23 protein-coding genes are annotated in these 24,531 nt (G+C 56.4%); 9 read left to right on the top strand and 14 right to left on the bottom strand.

Translation table 11 applies throughout. From position 1 onward, the window contains the following. Positions 1-668 precede the first annotated feature (668 nt). The 3 genes from dprA to CI070_RS05590 are packed head-to-tail and all read right to left on the bottom strand — an operon-like array spanning position 669 to position 3,825. Positions 669-1,796, bottom strand: a complete 1,128-nt coding sequence (gene dprA / locus CI070_RS05580; RefSeq protein ID WP_094137380.1) for a DNA-processing protein DprA — start codon at positions 1,794-1,796, stop codon at positions 669-671. Further along, the gene (locus CI070_RS05585; RefSeq protein ID WP_094137381.1) at positions 1,793-2,905 is read right to left on the bottom strand and encodes a glycosyltransferase; all 1,113 of its coding nucleotides are present in this window, start codon (positions 2,903-2,905) and stop codon (positions 1,793-1,795) included. Before CI070_RS05585 ends, dprA begins: the two co-directional genes overlap by 4 nt. Next, complete coding sequence (locus tag CI070_RS05590; protein WP_179218569.1) at positions 2,902-3,825, bottom strand: mitochondrial fission ELM1 family protein; 924 nt, start codon at positions 3,823-3,825, stop codon at positions 2,902-2,904. Before CI070_RS05590 ends, CI070_RS05585 begins: the two co-directional genes overlap by 4 nt. 123 nt (positions 3,826-3,948) lie before the next feature. Here CI070_RS05590 and queG point away from each other — a divergent pair, with 123 nt between their 5' ends. From queG to CI070_RS05620, 6 genes are all read left to right on the top strand, one after another. Next, positions 3,949-4,989 (top strand): tRNA epoxyqueuosine(34) reductase QueG, encoded by a 1,041-nt coding sequence (queG, locus tag CI070_RS05595; RefSeq protein ID WP_218824885.1) that lies wholly within the window; start codon positions 3,949-3,951, stop codon positions 4,987-4,989. Positions 4,990-5,107: 118 nt separating this feature from the next. Continuing rightward, entirely contained in the window at positions 5,108-5,485 is a 378-nt protein-coding gene (rpsM, locus tag CI070_RS05600; RefSeq protein WP_012419492.1) for a 30S ribosomal protein S13, read from the top strand. Between the two features lie 32 nt (positions 5,486-5,517). Then, positions 5,518-6,069 (top strand): 30S ribosomal protein S11, encoded by a 552-nt coding sequence (gene rpsK / locus CI070_RS05605; RefSeq protein ID WP_012419491.1) that lies wholly within the window; start codon positions 5,518-5,520, stop codon positions 6,067-6,069. 33 nt (positions 6,070-6,102) lie between these two features. Continuing rightward, positions 6,103-6,714, top strand: coding sequence for a 30S ribosomal protein S4 (gene rpsD, locus CI070_RS05610; RefSeq protein WP_022198459.1), 612 nt, complete (start codon positions 6,103-6,105; stop codon positions 6,712-6,714). Positions 6,715-6,843: 129 nt separating this feature from the next. After that, positions 6,844-7,611: an HAD family hydrolase gene (locus tag CI070_RS05615; protein WP_094137384.1), complete on the top strand. Its 768-nt coding sequence runs from the start codon at positions 6,844-6,846 to the stop codon at positions 7,609-7,611. 126 nt (positions 7,612-7,737) lie between these two features. Continuing rightward, on the top strand, positions 7,738-8,622 hold the full coding sequence (locus CI070_RS05620) for a hypothetical protein (RefSeq protein ID WP_094137385.1): 885 nt from the start codon (positions 7,738-7,740) through the stop codon (positions 8,620-8,622). 303 nt (positions 8,623-8,925) lie between these two features. Here the strand turns inward: CI070_RS05620 and CI070_RS14110 are convergent, their stop codons facing one another. Next, positions 8,926-9,054: a hypothetical protein gene (locus CI070_RS14110; protein ID WP_256943699.1), complete on the bottom strand. Its 129-nt coding sequence runs from the start codon at positions 9,052-9,054 to the stop codon at positions 8,926-8,928. Between CI070_RS14110 and CI070_RS05625 the strand changes: the two genes are divergently transcribed. After that, entirely contained in the window at positions 9,053-9,826 is a 774-nt protein-coding gene (locus CI070_RS05625; RefSeq protein WP_179219357.1) for a hypothetical protein, read from the top strand. The genes CI070_RS14110 and CI070_RS05625 overlap by 2 nt on opposite strands. Here the strand turns inward: CI070_RS05625 and CI070_RS05630 are convergent. Continuing rightward, positions 9,814-10,329: a GNAT family N-acetyltransferase gene (locus tag CI070_RS05630; protein WP_094137387.1), complete on the bottom strand. Its 516-nt coding sequence runs from the start codon at positions 10,327-10,329 to the stop codon at positions 9,814-9,816. The genes CI070_RS05625 and CI070_RS05630 overlap by 13 nt on opposite strands. After that, on the bottom strand, positions 10,329-11,750 hold the full coding sequence (pyk, locus tag CI070_RS05635) for a pyruvate kinase (RefSeq protein WP_094137388.1): 1,422 nt from the start codon (positions 11,748-11,750) through the stop codon (positions 10,329-10,331). The genes CI070_RS05630 and pyk overlap by 1 nt, the downstream gene beginning before the upstream one ends. Positions 11,751-11,862: 112 nt before the next feature. On the opposite strand from pyk, the gene CI070_RS05640 reads away from it, so the two are divergent. After that, the gene (locus CI070_RS05640; RefSeq protein ID WP_179218572.1) at positions 11,863-13,101 is read left to right on the top strand and encodes a competence/damage-inducible protein A; all 1,239 of its coding nucleotides are present in this window, start codon (positions 11,863-11,865) and stop codon (positions 13,099-13,101) included. Between the two features lie 127 nt (positions 13,102-13,228). Here CI070_RS05640 and CI070_RS05645 read toward each other — a convergent pair whose 3' ends face one another. From CI070_RS05645 to CI070_RS05680, 8 genes are all read right to left on the bottom strand, one after another. Further along, positions 13,229-14,056 carry a PEP-CTERM sorting domain-containing protein gene (locus tag CI070_RS05645; protein ID WP_094137390.1) on the bottom strand — a complete coding sequence of 276 codons (828 nt, stop codon included), beginning with the start codon at positions 14,054-14,056 and terminating at the stop codon, positions 13,229-13,231. A gap of 388 nt (positions 14,057-14,444) precedes the next feature. Beyond that, positions 14,445-15,899, bottom strand: coding sequence for a replicative DNA helicase (dnaB, locus tag CI070_RS05650; protein WP_094137391.1), 1,455 nt, complete (start codon positions 15,897-15,899; stop codon positions 14,445-14,447). A gap of 100 nt (positions 15,900-15,999) precedes the next feature. After that, positions 16,000-17,079 (bottom strand): 23S rRNA (adenine(2503)-C(2))-methyltransferase RlmN, encoded by a 1,080-nt coding sequence (gene rlmN / locus CI070_RS05655; protein ID WP_094137392.1) that lies wholly within the window; start codon positions 17,077-17,079, stop codon positions 16,000-16,002. Positions 17,080-17,097: 18 nt separating this feature from the next. Further along, the gene (gene ftsY, locus CI070_RS05660; RefSeq protein ID WP_094137393.1) at positions 17,098-17,946 is read right to left on the bottom strand and encodes a signal recognition particle-docking protein FtsY; all 849 of its coding nucleotides are present in this window, start codon (positions 17,944-17,946) and stop codon (positions 17,098-17,100) included. Between the two features lie 14 nt (positions 17,947-17,960). After that, a complete protein-coding gene (gene nusB / locus CI070_RS05665) occupies positions 17,961-18,845 on the bottom strand; it encodes a transcription antitermination factor NusB (RefSeq protein WP_094137394.1) in 885 nt (294 codons plus the stop codon). A gap of 26 nt (positions 18,846-18,871) precedes the next feature. Further along, on the bottom strand, positions 18,872-19,360 hold the full coding sequence (gene ribH, locus CI070_RS05670; protein WP_094137395.1) for a 6,7-dimethyl-8-ribityllumazine synthase: 489 nt from the start codon (positions 19,358-19,360) through the stop codon (positions 18,872-18,874). Between the two features lie 19 nt (positions 19,361-19,379). Further along, positions 19,380-20,582 carry a bifunctional 3,4-dihydroxy-2-butanone-4-phosphate synthase/GTP cyclohydrolase II gene (locus CI070_RS05675; protein ID WP_094137396.1) on the bottom strand — a complete coding sequence of 401 codons (1,203 nt, stop codon included), beginning with the start codon at positions 20,580-20,582 and terminating at the stop codon, positions 19,380-19,382. A gap of 19 nt (positions 20,583-20,601) precedes the next feature. Then, positions 20,602-22,281 carry a glutamine--tRNA ligase/YqeY domain fusion protein gene (locus CI070_RS05680; RefSeq protein WP_094137397.1) on the bottom strand — a complete coding sequence of 560 codons (1,680 nt, stop codon included), beginning with the start codon at positions 22,279-22,281 and terminating at the stop codon, positions 20,602-20,604. 393 nt (positions 22,282-22,674) lie between these two features. Here CI070_RS05680 and CI070_RS05685 point away from each other — a divergent pair, with 393 nt between their 5' ends. Beyond that, a complete protein-coding gene (locus CI070_RS05685; RefSeq protein ID WP_094137398.1) occupies positions 22,675-24,321 on the top strand; it encodes a hypothetical protein in 1,647 nt (548 codons plus the stop codon). Positions 24,322-24,531: the final 210 nt, after the last annotated feature.

A 24,531-nucleotide genomic window follows, 5' to 3' on the forward strand; every position in this document is an offset into this window, starting at 1 on the left:
GGGCGTTGCGAGAGGGATGTAATCATTTGAATCCCCGAACGATTGGCAGCTTGTGGAGCTCAGGCAAAGGGAGAATCCTGCAAGGAGGGCGAATAAACGCATGTCTTGTTGCTACAGTAAGAAGTTTCATTCATCAAGCCCAAACTCCGCCTTTGAAAGAGAGCCGGACGAAAAAAAGCCGCGGATCAAACAATCCGCGGCCTTTTTTCTCTATTAACTACCTATGGAACCAAAAACCACCCTGAACGGAGTTTGAATTATTTTTTTCACCCGTCGGACAGATCTTGTGAAGGATGAGACTCCGTGCAGGAAAAATGCGTTCAAAATATGTTCGTCAACAGTTCTTTCAGGAGGTGTTTCCGTATGCGCCCTGGCTTGCGTTCAGCAAATATATCAGAGATTTTTTCTGAACATATTCTGTTTTGCAGACATGTCAATTTTGCCGCTGGCATTTAAAATGCCGGGGATGCGTTGCTGATAGATTTAATTTCTGGAATAATAATTATTGAAGGAAAGAATTTGGCGGCTGTTTGAAGATGTTTGTTTGGCTTCCGGCTGAGAAGATTTTTATGTGGGGATGGCCGGAGGCGCCTTACGGCGCCACGGTCAAGGGGCAAGGAAAGGTGCCCTGGAACCGGCGTTTTTCCCGGCGGAAAAGCAGAATCCGCCTACAGTTTCCTGCTGTTTATGGAGAAATACCCTCCGGCGTCCGGAGTGATTTGCCCTGCAATTTGCATTTTTGCCAAAAGCGGGGTGATGATGTGCGCCGCTTTTCCCAGAGAGGTGCAGAGGGTGTCAATCGTATTGAACCCCAGTCTGATGGCGTGGAGAATTTCCTTTTCTTCCAAAGTGGGAAGCGGTGGGGGTGTGGCTCTGGAAGGAGCTCCTGGAGAGAAGAGAGGAAGTCCCTGTTCCGGAACGGCCCAGTTCATGTCCTGCAAAATATCGGAGGCTCCGGTGGCCAGGATAGCTCCGTCCCGGATGAGGGCATGGCATCCGTCGGAAGAATGCCGGTCAACCGGTCCGGGGATGCAGAAAACGTCCCGGCCCTGTTCGGCCGCCGTCCGGGCTGTGATCAAAGCTCCGCTGCGTCCGGACGCTTCCACCACCAGCGTAGCGCGGCTCCAGCCGCTCACGATGCGGTTGCGCATGGGAAAAGTGGTGCGGGAGGGAGGCAAGTCCATCGGGAACTCGGAAACTACCGCTCCATGCCCGTCCGCAATGCGCTGCGCCAAATTGCTGTTTTCCCGAGGATACAGTTTGTTGAGCCCTGCCCCGATGACGGCAATGGTGCGTCCTCCCGCGTCCATGGCCCCGGCATGGGCTTCCGTGTCCACGCCGCGCGCCAGTCCGGAAATAACGGTTACTCCGGCTTCCGCCAGGTCATGGGAGACGTTTCTGGCGCAAAGCCTGCCGTAATGGGTGGCCATGCGTGAGCCGACGACGGCAATGGAGCGTTCGGCATCCGTTTCAGTCCAGTTTCCCCAGGAGTAGAGGACAATGGGCGGGGCCAGCAGATCACGCAGGGAGGATGGGTAGGAGTCGTCAAAAACCGTGGTGACTGAAGCTCCCGCGTTTTCCGCCAGTTCCAGTTCCCTGTACGGGTTGACGGTGCTCCGCCAGGAGGAAATATGGCGCGCAAGTTGCGCCCCGATGCCGGGAATCTCCATCAACAGGGAGGCAGGGGATTCCAGAATCAGTTCCGGAGTGGCGAATACCTGCAGAAGGCGCATGATTCTGACAGGGCCCAGGCCCGGTATCAGGTTCAGGGCTATGGCTGCTTCCCGAGGAGTCATGAAGAGGTGGTCAGTTCCTGGTAAACGTCCAGATGGGATTGAATCATATCCTGCATTTTGTAAGGGGAAGGGATTTGCCGGGGCAGGGGGGGGGGCTGGGCGTGCCAGCGTGCCAGCAGGTCCGCCATGGCGGCGGCATCTCCTACGGCGACATTCCCTTCCGGAAGGAAGGAGTCCAGCTGTTCCTTGACTCCTCCGTGAGCGTATCCGGCAACGGGTTTGCCCAGAGCAAGAGCCTCCAGGGTTGATTTGCCGAAGGCTTCCGGGCTTTTGGTCAGGGAGAGGGTGACGGAACACGTGGAAATAATGTCCCGCAGATCCTGGCGATGTCCTGTCCAGGTGAAAGCCTGGGAGACGCCGGAACGCTCTATTGCCCGCAGGACTTCGTTTTTATATTCTTCTTTTCCTTTCTTGGCTTCTCCTACGATGACGGCGTGGGCCGGAATCCCCTGTTCCAGAAGCTGCCTGACGACCGGAATCAGATCCAGATGCCCTTTCAGGCGCGTGATGCGGCCCGGCAGGCACAGGGTGAATTTGCCCTTCAGCTCGGGATAGGACATGAACCAGCCCGTGAGCCATTCCCGGGAGGGGGAGTAATCCGGATGATACTGGTCAGGAGAAATGGCGTTGGGTATGATTCTGATGTGGTCCGGCGGGGTGGACGGATAATGGGCGAGGATATAGTCCCTGATGCAGTTGGAGACGGCGAGCACCCGCTCTCCCCGGCTCATGATGGCGGAGTACCGGTTGACGGAGTAAAAGCCGTGAACGCTGGTGACGAGGCCGGGCCTGTCTTCCGGCGGCAGCTTTTTCCATGCCAGGTAGCCCGCCCATGCAGGAACGCGGGAATGGAGATGCAGGATATCCGGCCTGACGGCCTGAAGCAGGGCGCGGAGGGCTCCGATGCGGAAGAGAGTGGAGATGCTTTTTTTCCCTATCGGCATCAGGATATGGCGGGAGCCTTCCTTTTCCAGACGGGGCACCAGGCGTCCGCCTCCGGAAACGACGATATTTTCCACGCCCCGGGAAGAAAGGCCGCTGCCCAGTTCCATAACGACTTGTTCCACGCCTCCGGATTCCATGGAGGGGACGAGATGCACTATTTTCATAAGGCGCGGAGCTGGGGGAAAAATCTGGAGAGGATGTAGTCTGCCGCACGGTCCGCTTCCAGAAGGGGGGAACCTGGAGCCGCCAGGCGGAAGTTCTGTTTTTTCCAGTCACTGTATCCAGTAACCATGCCTTCCTTCTCCAGTATCTCCAGGCCGGACAGGATGCGGGATTTGCGGTTGCCATGCCGGCGCGGCACGGAAAGGAGGCCTACAGGCGCGCCGGAGCCGAGAGCCTCATAAACCATGGAGACGCTGTCCTGGCTGACCCAGGCGGCGGAGGCGTGCGCCAGATGCCGGGCCACCCAGCCCGGCCGGGTCTCCTCTACGGGAACGACGGTGATTTCCGGAACGGCTGTCCGGATTTTTTCCGCAAAGCCGTCCGGCGTCCGGCGTGAGGTGGTCAAAACGATGTTCCCGGGGGTGTGGATGCTGATGGAAGAGAGCTGATTGAGCATGCTTTCGTCATCCCAGTCAAAGTCTTTGCTGGGTCCTCCGATGAGAATCAGGGTGATATCCTTTGGTCCGGATGGGTTTGGCCTCATGGGGTGGAGGGCTCCCCGGGTGGGGAAGATATCCGTGTCGGTGTAATCGCGGCCGGAATCCAGGTCGTGGCGGGGAATAAGGCAGAGGTCGAAAAAGGAGCAGGGAAGCGTGGGTTTCATGCAGAGGACGGCCCGGGTTTTGAAATGGTGCCGTGCGCAGATGAGCGGGATATGCGTTGCGTGGCCGGCGGAAATGAACAGGTCCGGCCGCGGAATATCGCTGCCGGAGACGACCTTCCGGATTTTCCCCAGAAGGGAAAGTCCCTGCAGATCCACCGTTTCCACGGTTCCTCCCGCTTTGGATATCAGGGCCTGCGCCAGCCCCAGGGACTGGTTGAGGTGGCCCTGTTTCCCATCGCTCAGAATCCGGATGTTCATATAAGCGTTATTATGAAGCGGCGGCGAGGTGCAGGCAATCCAATTCCCTCCGGACAGAAGAAAATTCTTGGTGGAAGGCGCGTTCTTGTTCATGATTCCGGCGTGCTGACTCCGGATCCCGCTGTGATTAAAAATTCCTTGTGCGCCGTGTCCCGGCAGCTTGGATTTTCCGGCTGCCGGGTGGCCCGCGCGGGAAAGAGCCTGCATGCGGAGAAATTATTTCAATGGCTGGAGCGCGGATGGCACGCCGGAATGGAATGGATGGCGCGTTCCCCGGAGCGGCGCGCGGACCCCGCGGAAGTGCTTCCCGGATGCCGTTCCATCATCTGCCTGTCCTATGATTATGACAGCCCCGTTATGCGGCCGGAGGGGGAGGGAAGCATTTGCCTTTACGCCCATGGAAAGGATTACCACGGAATTCTTGAGGAAAAACTGGCGGATTTGCAGGAGCTGCTTTCCATTTACGGAGGAGAGCAGAAGGGGTATGTGGATTCCGGCCCTGTTATGGAACGGGATCATGCGGAGACGTGCGGCCTGGGATGGCGCGGAAGAAGCGGCCTGATTGTGCGCAGGAAAGGAGGTTCCCGCTTTTTTATCGCCACCTTGCTGACTACGCTGGAACTGGAGCCGGACGCTCCGGTATCAAACGGATGCGGCAGTTGCCGCCGTTGCGCGGCCCTGTGCCCGACAGGCGCGATTATGGAGAACGGTCAGGTTGATGCCGGCCGCTGCCTTTCCTACTGGACGATTGAACACCGGGGGGCTATTCCGGAAAAAATCCGTCCCCTGATAGGCGCGCGCTTGTACGGGTGCGATACCTGCGTGACGGTCTGTCCCTGGAACAGCAAACCTCTGCCGGACGCTGACGAACGGTTCCGCATGTCCCGTTTTCTGTCTTCTGTTTCCCTGCGCGATCTTCTTTCCCTGGATGCCGGCGGTTTTGCCGCCCTGTTCCGGAATTCTCCTTTGAAAAGGCTCAAGAGGGATGGATTGTTGCGCAACGGCTGCATTGTGATGGGGAATGCGGGAACTCCGGATGACGTTGATTTTCTGAAGACGCTTTACGGGGAGTCCCCTCTGGTGGAGGAGCATGCCTCCTGGGCGGTGGAGCGCATCCTCCGCCGTTACGGACGGCATGCATCTTCAAGCGGCGCAAGAGATTAAAAATAGAAAAAATGATGTTTTGGTCTTGTCAAAACCTCAATTTATGGTATCCATCTTGCCCCAAGCAATAGCTCTGCGCGAGGCAGAGAAAAATAACAGCTAGCAAATCCAATCCATTATGGCACGCCTTTTCGGTACAGAAATACCCAACGAGAAGCGCATCGAGGCTTCCCTTCCGTATATTTACGGAATTGGTCGCTCGACTTCTAAGAGAATCCTGGAACAAGCAGGCATCAATCCCGACATCCGCACGGGACAGCTTACCGACGAACAGCTCACGAAGATTGTTCAAGTGATCACCACTGACGGCATTTTGATTGAAGGTGACCTTCGTCGTGAAAAGCAATCCATCCTCAAGCGTCTGACCTCCATCAACTGCTATCGCGGTCAGCGTCACCGCCGCGGCCTTCCGGTGCGCGGCCAGCGTACCCGTACGAACGCCCGCACCCGTAAAGGCAAGAAGAAGACTGTTGGCGCGCAGGCCAAGAAGAAGTAATCCGCCAATCTGAATTTTAATATAGCTTTACTATGGCTAGCGAAGAAATCACCAACGAAACCGCCGAACAGCCTGTGGAAGCGGCAGCTTCCGCTCCCGTCGCTGAAACTCCGGCCGCCGCTGTTTCCGCTCCTGAAGAAATCAAGAAGCCTGAACCCCGCAAGGACATCTTTGCGGAACTTGGTCTGGGCGGCGATGACGACAAGCCCAAAATCCTGAAGGCCAAGGGCAGCAAAAACGTTTCCACGGGCGTGGTTCACGTTTCCTCCACGTTCAACAACACCGTCGTGACTGTGACCGACCAGCGCGGCAATGTCATCGGCTGGTCCTCCGCCGGCAAGATGGGCTTTAAGGGTTCCCGCAAGAGCACGGCCTATGCCGGCCAGGTGGTGTGCCAGGACGCCTGCCGCCAGGCCATGGGCCACGGCTTGCGTGAAGTGGAAGTGCGTGTGAAGGGCCCCGGTTCCGGTCGTGAATCCGCTGTACGTGCCGTGCAGACGATCGGTATTGAAATCACCTCCATCAAGGACGTGACTCCCATTCCCCACAACGGCTGCCGTCCTCCGAAGGCCCGCCGCGTCTAATTGAGAATCCTTTACCTATAGATCTAATATATCATGGCTCGTTATACCGGTCCCCGCGATAAAGTGTCCCGCCGTTTTGGCGTTGCCCTTTTCGGTTCCACCAAGGCTCTTGAAAAGCGCCCCTTCCCTCCCGGCCAGCATGGCATGCGCGCCGGCCGCAAGAAAAAGTCCGACTATGGCGTGATGCTTGCTGAAAAACAGAAGCTGCGTTTCCAGTACGGTGTGCTTGAAGGCCAGTTCCGCAAGTATTATGCAGAAGCCGCCCGCCGCCGCGGCATTACCGGCGATATTCTGCTTCAGCTCCTTGAGCTTCGTCTGGACAATGTTGTGTACCGCCTCGGTTTCAGCAATACCCGCGCCGGAGCCCGTCAGCTCGTTTCCCACGGCCACATCACCGTGAACGGCAAGAAGACGAACATTGCGTCCTACTCCTGCCGTCCGGGCGATGTCATTGCCGTCGGCGGTAAGGCTTCCTCCCAGCAGCTGGTTACCCGTTCCCTTGACCTGACTCAGGCTACTGTGGTCCCGGATTGGCTGGAATGCGACCGTGACAAGCTCACGGGCAAAATTGCCCGCGTGCCTTCCAAGGAAGAGATTGCTCCCATCGTCAACGAGCAGCTCATCGTGGAATTCTACTCCCGTTAATCTTATTTCCTTCTGGATTTGCTTCAAAACCCCGGTTGCCTTTTGGCGGCCGGGGTTTTGGGCATTCAGGGGGGAGTAATGGAGGAGTTGGGTGTTGAGAGTTGAGGAAAGCGGGTATAGGATGAAACCATGACGGACGATTGGAAAGGAAGAGGCGTGGCTCTTTTTGATATGGACGGAACGCTCCTGCCCTGGGATACGCAATATGTTTTCTCCTGTTTCGTGGTAAGGCTCCATCCCTGGAGGCGCCTGCTGATTGTTCTCTTCCTGGCCTGTATTCCGTTTTATGTTTTGAAAATATGGGATGAAAAACGGATGAAGCGAGCCTATCTCATGTATTTGTGGGGGCTCCCCGCTGAAACGGTACGGGAATATGGACGGAAGTTTGCCAGGATGGCGCAGGAATGGATTTATCCGGAGCTGAAGGAACGGCTGGAAGAAGACCGGAAGAAGGGGTATCTGTGCTTCATGGTTTCCGCCTCTCCTTCATTTTATGTGAAGCCTCTGGGGGAGCTGCTGGGGTTTGATGGAGTTTTGGGAACGGATGTGCTTCTGGAGAAACGCATGCCGGCAATGCCGGAACTGCCGCACGGTAATAATAAAGGGGCGGTGAAAGTGAAACGCTTGCGGGAGGGGAATGTGCTTCCGGAGCACGGCATTCTGGAAAACGCCGTTGCTTACAGCGACAGTGCAGCGGATATTCCCATGCTGCTTTCCTGCAGGAGAAAGGTTCTGGTGAATCCTTCTCCTGACCTGAAGAAAGACAGGCGTCTGGATGGCGCGGAGTGTCTGTATCCTGCCAGACCCTGGAAGGGAAGGCTTGGGAAGATATGGAAGATTGTCTTTTTTGTCATGGGGCTGGTAAATGTAAATGACAGAAAATCAATGGTTGGTTGATGGGTGGAGAGAAAAATGCTTTACTTTTGTGACGAAAATGTTTCACTTTTCTTAACAAGGGGGAAAAAAGCGTTTTTCTTTCCATGTTAGCAAATCAACAATTAATACCCTAACCAAGTAATAGTCATGCAAACCAAGAACATCATCAGTGTTGCTGCAGTTGTGGCATCCTTTGCCGGAGCCGCTCTTGCGGGGACTCCCGTCAAGATTGTTGCTCCGACTCCGGTTCCCGCTCCTGTGGCGACTACCAGCCCGCTGTCCGGCGATATTTACGCCGGGTACGCTTCCAATTACACCTGCCGCGGCATTGTGGCTTCCCACGCGCTGGCGGAAGGGGATAGCGTTATCCCTGCTGGTGTCAATCTGAATTACAAGCTGTGTGATGCCAACTCCATCGTGGCTTCCGCTTCTTATACGACCTTGACTTCAGGCCACCATCTCATGGGGGACAGGGATACTTCCTTCCACAATGAGACCAATTTCAATCTTGGCTGGCAGAATAAGGACGGTTTGTTGAACAATCTGTCCACGACGCTTGGCTGGAATCTGATTCATGGCGGCCTGCTGGGCAGCTTTGCCAAGTATGACCACGCTCATTCCGTCACGCAGGAGTTTTACCTGAACCTGAACTATGATGTGACCAAGAACTGGTTTGCCGGCGTGACCACGAGCTATGCCTTCCAGGGCATGACCGGCTGGTGGTTCCAGCCTTACGTTGGCTACAAGGCAGCCCTCTGCCCTGCCACGGACATTGTCGTAACGGCCGGCATGTCCGCCACGTCCAGCTATTTTGGCGCTGCGTTTGAGCAGGCCAATGGCGCTCAGGCCTGGTGGGTGAAAGCTGAACTTCCGGTGAAGCTGGGAGTGAAGAACCTTTCCCTTGTTCCCTTTGTCAGCTTCAACTGGGCCGGCTGCGGCGCGTTGAAGGTCAATAAGGGCCTGGATAAGGGAGACAAGCCTTACAAGAACTTCGGCGTGGTGGCTGGCGCCAGCCTCGTCTATTCTTTCTAAGCCATCCGGCCAACGATTGAATGATATTTTCAGGTGCGGCGGAGAAATCCGCCGCGCTTTTTATTTCCAATGGTTCCCGGGCCTGATGACTGAAAGTTGAACTTCCGGTGAAACTGGTCTCCAGGAACCTATCTCTCGTTCCTTTTGCCAGCTTCAACCGGGCCCTTGAAGGCCAACCGGGGTTCGGGCAGGGGCGGCAAGCCTGATAAGACTTTCAAAGTAGTGGACGGTTCTGGCCCCGTTTATCCTTTCTGAAGTTGACGGGGGCAAACTTGAATGATGTTTCCTGAAACGGAGCAGGGATCAGCGGCGTTTTTGCTTGTTGCCAAGAGGAGTTTTTTTATCCAGAATACTTTCCGCACGGCATTTCGATGTTATGAATTTCTTTTTTTCTTTTCTCCTTGGAGCAGGCATGGCCTCCGTCGCTTTCATGGCCGTTTCTTCGGCGGAATCACGCATTCCGGAGGTTCCTTCCGCTCCTGCTTTAAGACCGGTCAGCGGCAGTATCAAAGCCGGGTATTCCACTAATTACGAGTTTAGAGGCCTGATTCCCGCAGGCTGTAATCCCACGGCGCCTCTGCGGCTGGATTGGAGAAGCGATTTGAATGACCGGTATTCCCTGATTCTGGCTTTGAAGGAGGAGATTTTACTGGGGCATCCGGCGGCGGATATAGAGAATGAGACGATGGTGGATCTTGGCCTTCAGCGGAAGCTTGGAAAGGCTACGTATGCGGCATTATCCTTTCGTGCGAATGACGGCGGATTAGCGGGGTTTGCTTCCGAACGTTTGTTCGGCAATGGGGGGACAACGTACGAAACGGCGCTGATTATGCGCCATGATGTGGGATTCCTTCCCGGTTTTTATGCGCAGGGAAGTGCCGCATATTCCTTTTACGGAATCACGGGCTGGTGGTTTGATATGTGCACGGGATCGGATTTCCGGATGACGGAGAACCTTTATATGGGCTTTAAATTCGGCGCCGTGTTGAGTTCTTCCTATTGGCCTTCCAGCAGCAACGGCTGGCAGTCTCTCTATTTCAGGGTGACGGCGAATTACCGCCTGTTCGGGAATGTTTTTATAGAACCTTTCGTTGGCCTGCACTGGCTCGGCAAAGGTTCCCACGGGGTGAACCGCGTGTATGGAAGAACGCTGGTGAAGGGTAATAGCTGGGTGACGGGAGCCAGCCTGGTTTATGCTTTCTGAGCAGCATGGGGGACCCCTTCTTCCCGAAGGGAGAGGTCCGCACGCATGCGGATCATGTCAATGCATTGCACGCCGTTGTCCCAGACGGGTTCCGGATAGTTGTCCGTGAAGTGGTTGTTGATAACGCCAGAAACCTGGAATCCGCAGCTTTCATAGAGGGCCATTGGCCCCGGAGACGCATCGGACGTTCCCACTTCCGCATACCGGCCCCCTTTGCTTCTGATGATGTCCAGGGCGTGCCGCACCAGGGCTGTTCCGCAGCGCTGCCTTCTATATTCAGGGGCTACGGAGCAATTCATGATTTCCCATGTATTTTCCCCCGTCTGACGGATAACGATGACTCCGGCGGCAGCTCCGCAGTTTCTTGCGACGTAAAGTTCGCCGTGGGCCAGATGATCCGCTATCCGGCGTTCGTCCGGATCTGCATCCCGCAGAAGTTCCCTGAGGGGGGCGGGCGGGGGCCATACGGCCGTCTCCCGCTCTATAGGAAAGGTGCGGGCCATTATTCCACGCGCATGAAGATGATGGAGTCCGCCAGCAGTTCCCCTTGCAGACTGTCCCCCTGGATGACGACAGGCTGACCGGAGGAGATCAGCCCTTTTTCCTTCAACAGGTCCAGAGCGGTGGAAATCATGCGGGCCGGATCTTTCAGGAAGGGGGATTCAAAGGCGGTTACGTCGCGAGCCAGGGCGAGCTGCCTGACAACGACAGGGTCATTGCTGAAGGCGAAGATGGCCGCCCGTTCCGGCCTGAGGACGGCTGCCTGCGTGGCGGCCAGGCCGCGGCGGGTAAAGACGACCAGACAGGCGTTTTCCACGGAGTCCGCCAGGGAGATGGCTGCCTTGGTGGCTTTCTGGCGGTCTCCGTTCAGGATGGCGGATGCCGCGAAGTTGAGGTTGCCGGAGCGTTCCATACGGTGGGCGATGGAGTCCAGCACTTCCACGCAGCGTACGGGGTAATGGCCCACGGAGGTTTCCCCGGAAAGCATGACGGCGTCCACTTGTTCAAAGATGGCGTTGGAAACGTCCGTGACTTCCGCACGGGTGGGCGTAGGCTGGGTGATCATGGATTCCAGCATATGCGTTGCCACGATGCAGCGGCGTCCCAGCCTGTGGCAATGGCGGATGATGCGGCGCTGGATGATGGGCAGTTCTTCAATGCTGACTTCAATGCCCAGGTCTCCGCGCGCGACCATGATGACGTCTGCGGCCAGGATGATATCGTCAATGTGGCGGATAGCCTGCTGGTCTTCAATCTTTGCGACGATCTGGGCTTTGCCTCCCAAGTTGTCGATATGTTCCCGGAGCTGGGCAATATGGGCGGCATCCCGGACAAAGGACATGGCTACGTAGTCCGTCTCGCATTCTACGGCCACGGCCAGATCCGCCAGGTCTTTTTCCGTCAGGGCCGGGAGCCGCAGCGCTACGCCGGGCAGGTTGATGTGGCGGCGGGAGCCGAATACGCCTTCCGTGAGCACGTCGCAGATAAGCCTGTCCGGGCGCACTTCCGCAATGCGCATGAGGATGCCTCCGTTATCCACCACCATGGTATGGCCCGCCTGAACGTCCTGCAGGAGGCCGTCATAGTTTACCGTGGTGGAAAAAGGAAGTTCCGGCTTGGCCGTGCCCAGGCGGATTTCCATTGTGTCTCCCTTTTTCAAATGGTAGGGTTCAACCAGATCTCCCGTGCGGATGGAAGGCCCCTGGAGGTCAAAGAGGATGGCCACGTTCGCTTTCAGTTCCGCTGCTTTCCGGCGGATGCGGAAGACGACTTCCCGAACCCAGTCGTGCTGGGAATGGCTCATATTGAGCCGGAAGACGTTGGCTCCGGCTTCAATAAGCTGGCCCAGCATGTCGGAAGTGTCTGTTGCGGGTCCAATAGTGCAGATGATTTTGGTGGCCCGAGGCCGGGAGGGTGTGTTCATGGTCTTTGTCAGTGCCCATAATGTATCTTACGGGGCATTTAAATGAAGTTTTTTATGATACATGGCAGGATTGTTGCATGTCACGGAGCTCTTGAGGGAGCATACTGGATACATGAAAGAGATCAGGGTTGAATTGATCAACACCGGGACGGAAATTTTGCTGGGGAGTATTGTGAATACAAATGCCGCATGGCTGGGCAACAGATTATTTGAGGCCGGATTCCGTGTGGGGAGGGTAACCGTCGTGCCCGACGGTTACGCTATTAACGAGGCTATGAGGGAGAGCGCCCGGCGCGCAGATATCGTGATTGTGAGCGGGGGGCTGGGACCGACGAGCGATGATGTGACCCGGGAAGCCCTGTGCGACGTGTGCGGCGTGGATATGCATCATGATGAGCGTGTGGCGGAGGGACTGAAGAGTTATTTTGAACGGAGGGGGATTCCCATTGCGGAGTGCAATTTCAAGCAGGCCATGGTTCCGGATGGAGCTGCGGTATTGAAGAATTCCAACGGAACGGCGCCCGGGCTGGTGATGCCTGCCAGCGGTTCCCTTCCCATGTTTATCCTGCTGCCGGGGCCTCCGGCAGAGTTAAGGCCGATGGTGGAAGATTCCGTAATGCCGCTTCTGGAAGATTTGGCGGATGAGGATATTCCGCATTTGCGCGTGTTCCGCCTGGTAGGGATAGGGGAGAGCGATCTTCAGGAACTGGTGGATGGTTCCCTGCACCAGGTGGAGGGGCTGGAAGTGGCGTATTGCGCGCGCGTCGGGGAAGTGGACGTCCGTCTGGTGGGCAGCGAGACGGCTTTGAAACAGGGTGAGGCCCGTTTGCGCATTTTGGCCGGGGCGTATGTGCTGGCTCCTGTTGGGGCCTCTCTGGAGAAAGCGGTTGTGTGCCATCTGGCGCAGCAGGGGCTGAAAGCGGCGACGGCGGAAAGCTGCACCGGCGGCCTGATTGCCAAGAGAATTACGGATGTGCCGGGATCTTCCGGAGTTTTTGAATGCGGATGGGTTACTTATGCCGACCGGGCAAAGACGGAGATGCTGGGCGTGCCGAAGGAGGTTCTGACGCGTTACGGTGCTGTGAGCGAGCCCGTGGTCAGAGCGATGGCGGAAGGAGCCCTGGAACGCTCCGGAGCTGATGTCGCCGTTGCCGTCAGCGGTATTGCGGGCCCCGGAGGCGGTACGCCGGAAAAGCCTGTGGGGACCGTATGGCTTGCCTGGGCTTTCCGGGGAGGAGAGACGCGGGCGGAGATAATGTTTTATCCGAGGGACCGCCTGTCTTTCCGTAAAATGGTTTCCCAGCGGGCCCTTGCGGGGCTTCTGGATGCCAGGGGAAAGGCGCCTGTTTAAGCTGCTACGGGGTTCCGGCAAGGGCGCGAAGATGTTTTCCGTGACGTTCCCGTCATTCATCTGGAAAATAAAACAGCCTGTACGCGGGGCATACAGGCTGTTGAGAAAAGATAGGGGGGATGAAAGGTCAGGCGCGCCTGCGGCGCAGCATCAGGGAAGCCAGCCCCAGCAGGCTGAGGGTGGCCGTAGCAGGTTCCGGCACTGCTCCCGCCACTACGTACTGCACCTTGACGTTTCCGTTTTCCGTGTAGAGATAGTACTGGCCCTGGTAGTCTGCGGCGTTCCCTTCCATAATTCCGGACGCCTTGGTCAGCGCGCCGCCGTCTTCCGCGGTGAAGTCTCCCAGGGAAATGGAACCGCCGTCAAAACCGGCGGAGGTAATCAGCGTGCGGGTAACAAACTGGAATTCTCCAGCAGCCAAGTCAGTGGATATGGTGGCCAGCATGCCGGAAACGGAGAAGCCGGATGCTCCCCAGATTTGCTGATTAACGTTCATGATACCGTTTGTTCCGAAAACAAGCCGGGCTCCATTGCCTCCATTGTCAATGCCGCAAACGCCAAGATGGAAGATCCCGTCCAGGATGATCTCACTGCTTTTGAAGTCCACTTGTGTGAGGGAAAGAGAGGAATTGGCTCCAATGGTGACGTTTCCGGTCCAGCGGGTTCCCCCAACCGTAACATTGCTGTTGCCTGTGACGGTGATGCTGCCACCGTCGGAGGTGTCCACCATGGAGCCGCTGATATTGATAGTTCCGGTGTTATTGAAGATGACGTCCGGCCCCTGCCCGTTGCTGCGGGCGGGAACTCCATTGCTCCAGTTGTCCGCATTACCCAGTTCATAGGTATTGCCTTCCGTAGGACCAGCGTTGCCAGTCCATTCCGTAACCATGCTGGCGGCATTGGCGCAGATGCATGATCCGCAGAGGATTGCCGCAATAAATAAGTTTTTTTTCATATTAAAAAAATAACTAGATTAATAAGCCCAGAGAAAACGCTGGCGCTACCGTGATGCTACCGGGTTAGCAATCCGTTATAGGCAAAAACCGAAGAAAATCCTGTTTGACTTAGGAAAAGTTTCAAAGAGCTACAGCCATTGAAAGGCAGACTTTTTCTTACATATAACGTATTCCAGAAAAGAGAGTTATCAAAATTTAACTACAGATTTAAATAACGCAAAGGATCTCAGGGCTTTCATTGGAAGCCAATGGCGCCGGGCAGACTTCATTTCATAAAAACGCCTCTTGGCATGGAAGGAAACGCCAATACAAGTCATTCCCGCTTAGAATCAAAGCTTGACCCCGGATTGCTAATCCGTAGAGAACAGGCGTCTGGAGAGAAAGTTTTTATTCGCTTTCTTGGTCGTGTTCATCCGCTTCGCGGGTGGAGAAGCGCATGAGTTCCGCTTCGAAGTGGAGCGGAACGTCCCCCGTGGGGCCGTTGCGGTTTTTGGCCAGATGCAGATTGGCCCGTCCGGCCATTTGCTGGCGTTTTTCCTCATCTTCCGCATAGTAGGCGGAGCGGTAGAGCAGGCCGATCATGTCCGCGTCCTGTTCGATGGAGCCGGATTCGCGAAGGTCGGAGATGCGGGGGACGCCCAAGCTGGCTCCCGTGCGGCTTTCCGGACCGCGGTTGAGCTGGGCGAGGACGATAACAGGCACTTTAAGTTCCTTGGCCAGGGCTTTGAGGCCGGCGGATATTTCCGCTACTTCTCGTTCACGGCTGTTGGCCGCCTGTTTGGAGTGGGAGCGCATGAGCTGGAGATAGTCTACGCCGATGGCTGCCAAACCGCCCTGGTCCCGCATGACCCGGCGCGCTTTGGCCCGGAGTTCGTTGATGGAGATGGCTGCGGTATCGTCAATGACAAGCTGGGAAGCCCCCACTTCCTTGACGGCCTGTTTGAAGTGCTTCATTTCAAGCTGGGTGAGGTTGCCTCTCTTGATGATTTCCCGGCTGCGGACTCCGGAGCGGGCGAAAAGAAGGCGTTCCACAATCTGGACCGCGGGCATTTCACAGGAAAAGAGCAGAGTAGGTTTTTTCTCATTCAGCGCGATGTGCTCAATGATGTTGAGCAGGAAGGAGGTTTTACCCATGGATGGACGGGCGGCGATGATGAACATGTCCCCCGGTTTAAGGCCGTTGCTTTTTTTATCCAGTTCCTCAAATCCCGTGGTCAGTCCCTGGATTTGGCCTTTGCTTGCGATGAATTTTTCAAAATTGGTGACGGCCTGTTTAAGGATGCTGGCCAGGCTTTGTTCATCCTTGGCGCTGTTATAGCGTTCCCGTATCTGGAAAATATGGGTTTCCACAGAATCCAGCAGTTCCGCTACGTCGTCCGGATTGTCAAAGGCCTGCGTAGTGGACTGGTTGGCGATGTCAATGATGGAGCGAAGGATGAATTTGTCCTTCAGGACATTGAGGTAGTGCTCAAAATAGGCTCCGGTGGTGGTAAAGGTGTAGATTTCCGCCAGGCCCGCGCTTCCGCCTACGGCTTCCAGCTGGTGCATGTCTTCCAGGGCCTGGGTGATGGAAACGATGTCAATGGGTTCGTTTTTGTTATATCGGGCCTGGAAAAGGCGCCAGAGCAGCTTGTGCGCAGGGAGGTAGAAGTAGTCCTCCGTCATGCCGATGGTGACGCATTGCCCCACATAAGTGGCCGGGTCCATGGCCATGAGGGCCAACACTCCCTTTTCCGGGCCGGGAGCCTGCGGGATGTCCCTGAGGTCCAGGGACTGAATTTTTCGGGGGGCCCTGGTCAGTTCCAGCGGGGGAACGGCAGTGGTGGTTGTTGTAGTTTCCATGGCGGGGCGGCAGGATGGGTGGCATCCGGCCGGAAAGGATAGCACAACGGCGGGCGCCGGGCAATAGGCAACGTTGCCAATCAGGAAAAGTCCCGTTCCGTCAACGGGGCGTACTTCCGTTTTTTTCCTGTTCCTTCCTTAGCCTCAGCTGCCCGCAGGCGGCGTTGATGTCATGGCCTTTTTCATACCGCATGGTGACGGGGATACGCGCTTTGTGAACAGCATCCCGGAAGGAGCGGCAGCGTTCTTCCGTGGGGCGTTTCCACGGAAGCCCCTCCACGGTGTTGTACGGGATGAGATTGACTTTGGCGTGTAGGCGTTTGGCGATCCGGATGAGATGGGACGCGTCTTTCGGAGAGTCGTTGATGTCCCGGATGAGGATGTATTCCAGCGTGGGCATCTGGTTTCTTCCCCTGCTCCATTCCTCAAGGGCCGGAATGAGCTGGGAGAGCGGCCATTTTTTGTTGACCGGCATGATCTGGTCGCGAACTTCGTCCGTAGCTCCGTGCAGGGAGACGGCCAGACGGATTTGCCTGGGATAGGCCGCCAGTTTTTTCAGTCCGGGAACGAATCCTGACGTGGAGATGGTGATGTGGCGCGCCCCTATTTCCAGACCGCGGTGGGAAGTGATGATTTCCAGGGCATCCGCCAAGTTGTCAAAGTTGGAGAGAGGTTCCCCCATGCCCATGAAGACGATGTTGTTGACCCGTTTTTCCGCGATGGTTTCCGCGGAGAGGATTTGCCCGATGATTTCTCCCGTGGTGAGGTGGCGTTTAAGGCCCAGCAGACCGGAAGCGCAGAATTTGCAGCCGAAAGCGCAGCCTACCTGGGAGGAAACGCAGAGGGTAACGCGCTCTGATTTTTCTCCATTTTCCGCAACGGCGGCGGGAATGATGACGGATTCCACCAGGCTGCCGTCTTCCATTTTGGTAAGGAATTTCCGTGTGGTGTCCGCAGAACCGTGAATTTCCACGATTTCCGGTGTATGGAAGCGGAAATGTTCCGCCAGCAGATTTTTGAGCGCGGGGGGGAGGTTGCTCATCGCGTCAAAGGTGGTGACGCGCTTGCGCCACACCCAGTCCAGAACCTGCTGGGCGCGGAATTTGGTGTGCCCGTGTTCCGTCAGGAAGGCGAGCAGCTTTTCCTCCGTCTGGGCGGTGATGAGGGGAAGTGGGGACATGGATTTGAGGCGGTCCCGTTACAGCAGGGAATCCACGTAGCGGTCCCGATTGAAGGGTTCAAAGTCTTCGGCTCCTTCCCCGGTTCCCAGAAAGGAGGGGGGGATATGCATTTCATCCATGATGGCTACGGCCACTCCTCCCTTTCCGGAGCCGTCCATTTTGGTGATCATAACGGAGTCCAGGGGCGTCGCTTTATGAAATTCCCTGGCTTGCGCCAGGGCATTGGCGCCAGTGGTGGCATCCACCACCAGCAGGGTGTGATGGGGAGCGTCCGCATCCTGCTTGGCGAGAGTCCGGCGGATTTTGGAGAGTTCCTCCATGAGGTTGTGGCGCGTATGGAGGCGCCCCGCGGTATCGCAAATGAGGTATGGGAAACCTTCCCTGATGGCCCGCGTATGGGCCTCATAGCAGACGGAGGCCGGATCCTGGCCGGGAGCTCCCTTGTAGATGGGAATGTTCAGCTTGTCCGCCCAGCTTTGAAGCTGTTCCACAGCGGCCGCGCGGAAAGTGTCCGCCGCAGCCAGGAGAACGCGGGAACCCTGTTTTTGCAGCAGATGGGCCAATTTGGCCGCAGAAGTGGTTTTCCCGGTGCCGTTGACGCCCACGACCAGAATGACCAGCGGTTTCCCTGCCGGAGGGACGGGCAGGGACGGGGCCGCGGAAGGAAAGGCCTGGCGAAGCGCTTCACGGGTGGATTCCACCAGATTTTCCGCATTCAGGCCTTTGCTTTCTTTCAGCTGGTCCACAATACCCATGGCGCGCCTGATGCCGATGTCTGCGGCTACCAGGTCAGCTTCCAGTTCATCCCAGTCTATCCGGGAGCTTCGGGAGAATTTGGTGAATAGTTTTTTAAAGAATCCTGCCATGGCGCGAAGCGGAGTTATGCCGGGCGTTCCGTTTTTGAGATTCCGGCCAGGACGCCGTTGACGAAGCGGGGGGATTCCGCAGAGGAGAAGCGTTCCGACAGGCGGATGGCCTCCGAGATGACGATGGGAGCCGGGAGGTCTTTGCGATGAAGGAGTTCATAGGCGCCCAGGCGCAGGATGGCGCGGTCAATGGCGCTGACGCGTTCCGGGGAGTAGTTTTCCAACGTGGAGTCGATGGCTGCGTCCAGCCCGTCCCGGCGGCGCAGGATGTCTTCCCCCAGGGTTTTGGCTTCCCGGTAGAGTTCATCCGCATCCCGTCCTGCTTCCACCACTTTTTTTATTTCCGCCAGGGAGGGGCGGTCGTCCGGGTGGATGAGGCAGTTGATGCGGTCATTGATTTCCTGGAGTTTCCTGCAGGAGGAGATGAGGGAGGGCCAGATTCCGTTATAAGCTGGGAAGTCCTTGAGCGTGTCCAGCAGGCGGCGGCGCATCTGCATCAGCGCGGTATTGAGTTCCTGGGCGGCGTCGCAGGCGGCGGAAAGCGAGCCCTTGTCATTGGCGGGGTCTTCGTGCAGGGCTTTTTTCAGCCGGAGCAGGGCGGCGTTGAATTCTCCTTCCTTGGTCAGCAGGTCCTGAAGCTGGTCGCGGACGGGGAGGGTAAGAGGGTCTTGCTGCAGTTTGTCCGCCGTTTCCCGCGCACGGGTGATGAAGAGGCGCAGTTTGTCCGGATAGTCCCTTGTAAGGTGGCCGGAGACGGCCCTGGCTTTGAGTTTGCAGTAGTCGCCCCGGAAAGGTTCCATCAGGATATCCCAGATTCCCTCCCATTCCGTTTCCGGCGTCTGAGAGGCGGCGTAAAGGTATTGGAGGGTTGTTTGTCTGATTTGATTACGAGAGAGCATGGCGATGGAGAAGAGAGAGATGGGCCTTATTGCCGGGACAGGGAGTTGAGGAAGAGTTCCGCCATGCGGGCGGCGGTACGGGCCGCTTCACGGCCGCGGTTGAGCTGAGAGGCGATACAGCGGGCGAAGGCCTGCTTTTCATCATTCAGGAGCAGGACTTCATGGATGACGGGGATGGTGAATTCCAGGGCAAGCTGCATCAGTGCCTGGGTAATGGTGGAGCCGATCAGATCCGCATGGTCTGTGCTGCCGCGCAGGATGACCCCCAGAGCCACCACGGCATCGGGACGTTTTTCCGGAGAACGGGAGAGAACGGATTTAATGGTTACCGGAATTTCAAAAGCTCCCGGGACGCGGATGATTTCCAGGCGAACCGAGGGAAGCACGGTTTCCAGTTCTGCCGAGCAGTTGTCTACCAGGGCCTGGGTGTATTGTTCGTTGTATTCCGAGGCGACGATGCAGATTTTGGCGCGCGTGCCCGTGGCGCGCTGGCGGCGGGGAAGTTCCGTGGACATGAAGGGATGGAGTGAAAGGTTACAGGATATGGCCCAGCTTGCATTTTTTGGTAGCCAGGTATTTGCTGTTTTGTTCGTTGGGTGGGATGATGAGAGGAACCTGTTCCGTGATTTTTATGCCAAAGCCTTCCAGCCCCACGATTTTCCGCGGGTTGTTGGTAAGCAGGCGCAGCTGGTTTGCTCCCAGGTCATGCAGGATTTGCGCGCCGATGCCGTAGTCGCGCAGGTCGTCCGGGTAGCCGAGTTTGAGGTTGGCTTCCACAGTATCCAGACCCTGTTCCTGAAGTTTGTAAGCCTTGAGTTTCGCCGCCAGGCCGATGCCTCGGCCTTCCTGCCGCAGGTAGAGCAGGACGCCTCCTTCCTGGGCGATGCGGCGCATGGCGGTGTGCAACTGGCTGCCGCAGTCACAGCGGCGGGAGCCGAAGACATCCCCTGTCAGGCATTCACTATGCACGCGTACCAGCGTGGGCTTGTCCGGGGAGATTTCTCCGTGAACCAGGGCCAGGTGAAGAGCCCCGTCCAGCTGGGATTCATAAAGGTGGCAGGTAAAGTTCCCGTAGTCTGTGGGCATGTTGACGGTTTCCACCAGCCGGATTTGCTTTTCCTTAGCCCGGCGGTATTCAATGAGCTGGGCTACGGTGCAGGCTTTCAACCCATGTTTTTTCTGGAATTCTCCCAGGTCCCCAATGCGGGCCATGGTCCCGTCTTCCTTCATGATTTCACAGCAGACGCCGGCGGGCTGGAGGCCCGCCATATGCACGAGGTCAATGGTGGCTTCCGTATGGCCGGCGCGGCGCAGCACGCCGCCGGGCACAGCGCGGAGAGGGAATGTGTGCCCCGGCTGTACAAAGTCGTTGACCGTGGCTTTGGGGTCCGCCAGCGTGCGGATGGTGAGGGACCGTTCCGCGGCGCTGATGCCTGTCGTGATGTCATGGGCCGCATCCACGGAGACGGTGAATGCGGTGGACATGTTTTCCCGGTTGACGGAGGTCATGAGCGGGAGCTGGAGGGCATCCGCCCGTTCCGGGGAAAGCGGCGCGCAGACGAGGCCCCTGGCGTGGGTGACCATGAAGTTGATGGCTTCCGGCGTAGCGAATTCGGCGGCAATAATCAGGTCTGCCTCGTTTTCGCGCCCGGGGTCGTCCGTAACGATGATCATCCGTCCCCGCCGTATTTCTTCCACGGCTTCTTCAACGGTGCAGAATTGAAGCTGATTGTCCATAAAAGGGGATGAAGAGAGGTTATTTTTGCTTTTTCGCCCAGGAGTCCTTGAGAGCCACGGTGCGGTTGAACACAGGCCTCCGGCCCGGCACATGGTCCCTGCGGTCCGCCACAAAGTAGCCGAGGCGTTCGAACTGGCAGCGGAATTCGGGTTCCGCTCCGGCCAGGGAGGGTTCCAGCTTGGCGTTTGTGATGACGGACAGGGAGGAAGGATTCATGACGGAAAGGAACCCTTCCTCAGCAGCGTCCGGGTTTTCTTCCGTGAAAAGACGGTCATAGATGCGGATTTCCCCGTCCACCGCGTATTTGGTGCTTACCCAGTGGATGGCGGCGCGGCACTGGATTCCTTCCGGCGGGTTGGAGCCGATGGTGCCGGGAATGTGTTCGCAGAAGATTTCCGTGATATTTCCCTCCGCATCCTGTTTGTAGTCCGTGCAGGTGATGCAGTAGCCCCCCCGGAGGCGTACGGTGCGGCCGGGCGCCAGGCGGAAGTATTTTTTAGGAGGATCCAGCATGAAGTCGTCCCGTTCAATCCAGACTTCCCTTGTGATGGGGAGACGGCGGACGCCTTCTTCCGGTTTTTCCGGATTGTTCAGCACTTCAGCCATTTCTTCCGCGTTTTCCGGCAGGGTGGTGATGGTGACCTTGAGGGGATTGAGCACGGCCATGCGGCGCGGCGCGTTGGCATTCAGGTCTTCCCTGACGCTGTATTCCAGCAGGGCCACATCCGTGAAGCCGTTGAATTTAGTGATGCCTATGGTTTGGCAGAAGTTGCGGATGGCGGCAGGAGTGTAACCCCGGCGGCGCATCCCGGAGACGGTGGGCATCCGTGGATCGTCCCAGCCGGAGACGTGTCCTTCCTGCACCAGTTGCAGCAGCTTGCGCTTGCTCATGACGGTGTAGGTAAGGTTCAGGCGGGCGAATTCCGTCTGACGCGGGCGCGCCGGGACAGGGCAGTTTTCAATGACCCAGTCATAGAGGGGACGGTGGTTTTCAAATTCCAGCGTGCAGAGAGAGTGGGTGATGTGTTCGTAGGCATCTTCCAGCGGGTGGGCAAAATCATACATGGGATAAATGCACCAGGAACTGCCCGTGTTGTGGTGTTCCGCGAACATGATGCGGTACAACACGGGGTCACGCATGTTCATGTTGCTGGAACTCATGTCTATCCTGGCCCGCAGGATGGCTCTGCCTTCCGGGATTTCCCCGTTTTTCATGGCCTGGAACCGTTCCAGGTTTTCTTCCACGGAGCGGTTGCGGTAGGGGGATTCCTGCCCGGGCACGTTCACGTTGCCGCGCTGGGCGCGTATTTCCTCCACCGTCTGTTCGTCTACGTAGGCCAATCCCTTGCGGATGAGGGAAACGGCGCATTCGTAAAAAAAGCCGAACATGTTGCTGGCAAAGAAAAGGTTGTCGCCCCAGTCAAAGCCCAGCCAGCGGATGTCTTCCTGAATGCTGTCCACATATTCCTGGTCTTCCTTGCTGGGGTTGGTGTCGTCAAAACGCAGGTGGCAGCGCGCACCCGGGAATTCCTGGGCGATGCCGAAGTTAAGACAGATGGATTTGGCATGTCCGATATGAAGATACCCGTTGGGTTCCGGAGGAAAGCGTGTTACCGGGGCCTGATGCTTGCCGGAGGCAAGGTCATCAGAAATCATATCGCGGATGAAATCTCGGCGTTCGGCAGGCTGCAATGACATGGCGGAAATTCTACTACCAAATTTTCTCTTCTGCAAGCGTGTTCACTCGGAATGACGTGAGGCGGGAGGATAAGCATGACGAGTGTTTTTGTCTTTTTTTCAATGGTCCGTGTCGTCAAATTCAAATAATTTATATGAAGGGGCGTTTGGAGATGTGAGCCTTTTATTTATGAAAGCGGACTAAAAAAACATCCTTTCGTCAGGAAAAAATGGGAACTTTCTCCTTACCTTGTTTTCCGGAGTTTACGGAATAGTTTTCAGGTGAATAAGATTTTCAATAAGAGCGGTTTGATCAGAATTTTAAAATTCTGAAGAAATCAGAACTGCGGAATGAAAAGAAGATATAACGGGAATGGGGTTCGGTGGGAGTTTCTTGAAAATTTGAGCGGGCGCATGATCAAGAAAAAGTTTGGAAGACTGGTATTGCAAAAGAATGAAAAACGTGCATATTGGAGCCCGGTGAATCTGAATTGTCCACAGTGCAAACGACATATCAATGTTCCTTCTTCCGCGGAAGGTTCTATGGTGAATTGCAGCAAATGCGGGCATGAGTTTCTTTGCGACAGGGAAAAACTGATTCCTAAGAAACCTTTTGCCAAGGCGAAGAGGGCCGTTTCCGTCCATCCTCCCAAAGACAGAAGGGAGGTCATCCAAAGCGCCCTGGTGGAAACGGGGCTGATTCAATTGGTGTGTCTTTGCGCGTCCCTGGCTGTTGCCGCCGGTTGCGTGTGGATTTTTTACAATGCTTCTTCCAAGATGGATGGGTCCTTTTTCCTTTCCATGCTGCAGCAGCCCCAGCAGAAGGCATTTGCCCTGTTTTTTGCCTGTCTTGCCGGAGGCTTGATGGCCTGTGCCGGACGCAGGCACAAGATTGTTTTCATTTTGCTGGGTTTGCTGGTTGCTGGGGGGATTGCTTCCCTGCCTTTCGTGTATCCGGTCAAGGTGAATCCCTCCCTGCTCGGAGGGCATGAAGAGGGAAACGCCGGGGAAGAAGATGTCTCCGGATTTACCAGTATGGGCCTGGAGCAGCTGCCCTCCAAGAACGCTTCTGTCCAGAATTATGGGGCGAGTGATTTGAAACCTCTGTTTTCCGCTATTGACCGAAAGGAATCCCAGGGGGTTCTGGGCGTATGGGTGGTGGGGGTGAATGCGGCCAACCGGGATATGGTGAAGGCGTATTTGAAGAGGATGACCCAGTCTGAGGACGAACCTATTTTTTATGACCGTAAGGGAACGGGCGGCGGGCTGTTCGTTATTACTCCCACTCCCATTACGTTTAAGGAATTTGTAGAGGTCGCGGGTAAGATGGGGAAGGTGTCTTTGCAGGATAAGGAGCGTTTTTTTGTGGAAGTGATTTTGAACCGGGACAGGTTTGAAGCGCGGCCCGCTTCCGCCGCGTTGCAGGATGAGCGCCACCAGTATTTTGTGCTGGCCAATTTGAAGGAGCTGTCCTGTCTGGACATCCGCCGCGTTATTGCCGCTGCAAAACGCCTGTCAGCCGTAAATCCGGATAAGATGCGGGGCGAGGTTTCTGACAGGCTGGTGGAGCTTCTCCGGGAACCGTGGGGGCGTGATGCGGAATATGTGACTGCGTTGGCTTCGGCCCTTGTGGTATGGGCTGAACCGGATCATGAGGAGGCTCAGCGCGTGGTTTATTACGTGGCTACGGAGCTGAAGAAGGCGGATTGCGAAATTCCGGCGTCTCTGGTCAGGTTTTTACTGCATGGCCCGGAAAAGGGAAGTTTCGCATTGCTTCTGGAGGAATGGAAAAAGGATCCCCAGAAATGGGAGGACGAATGCAAGGCTGCCGGCCCAACGGGAGAAGCCGATATTATTCGTTCGCTGAATGAGTCCGACGATTTTGTGTTGAAACGTTCCGCCGCCCGCATTCTTGGGGAAATTGGTTCGGAAGCTTCCCTGTCCGCGCTCAAAGCATTCACTCATGACGCCGATAATGAATTGCGCCTGTGCGCGGAGTTGTCTGTGAATCTGATTGAAAAGCGGCTCGGGATAGATTCTTCCGCCAAAGGGGGCCGATGAGGGCGGCTCCGTTTCCGTGATGGCGCATCGCTCTGTTTTCTGGGCAGGAAGGGAATATAGACGAGGCATTGGTGCAGAGGTTCTCAAATGGGTTCCTGCTCCCGAGGGTTTGTTACCTGTTTCTTTTGCGATATTTTCACCATTTGAGCATATTTGCGGGAAGGAAATTTGTTTTTGCCCGGGAAGCGTCTTTTTTTGGTTGCGGAGGAA

Origin of the sequence: Akkermansia muciniphila (genome assembly GCF_900184965.1) — a bacterium.
Classification (GTDB): Bacteria; Verrucomicrobiota; Verrucomicrobiia; order Verrucomicrobiales; family Akkermansiaceae; genus Akkermansia; species Akkermansia muciniphila_A.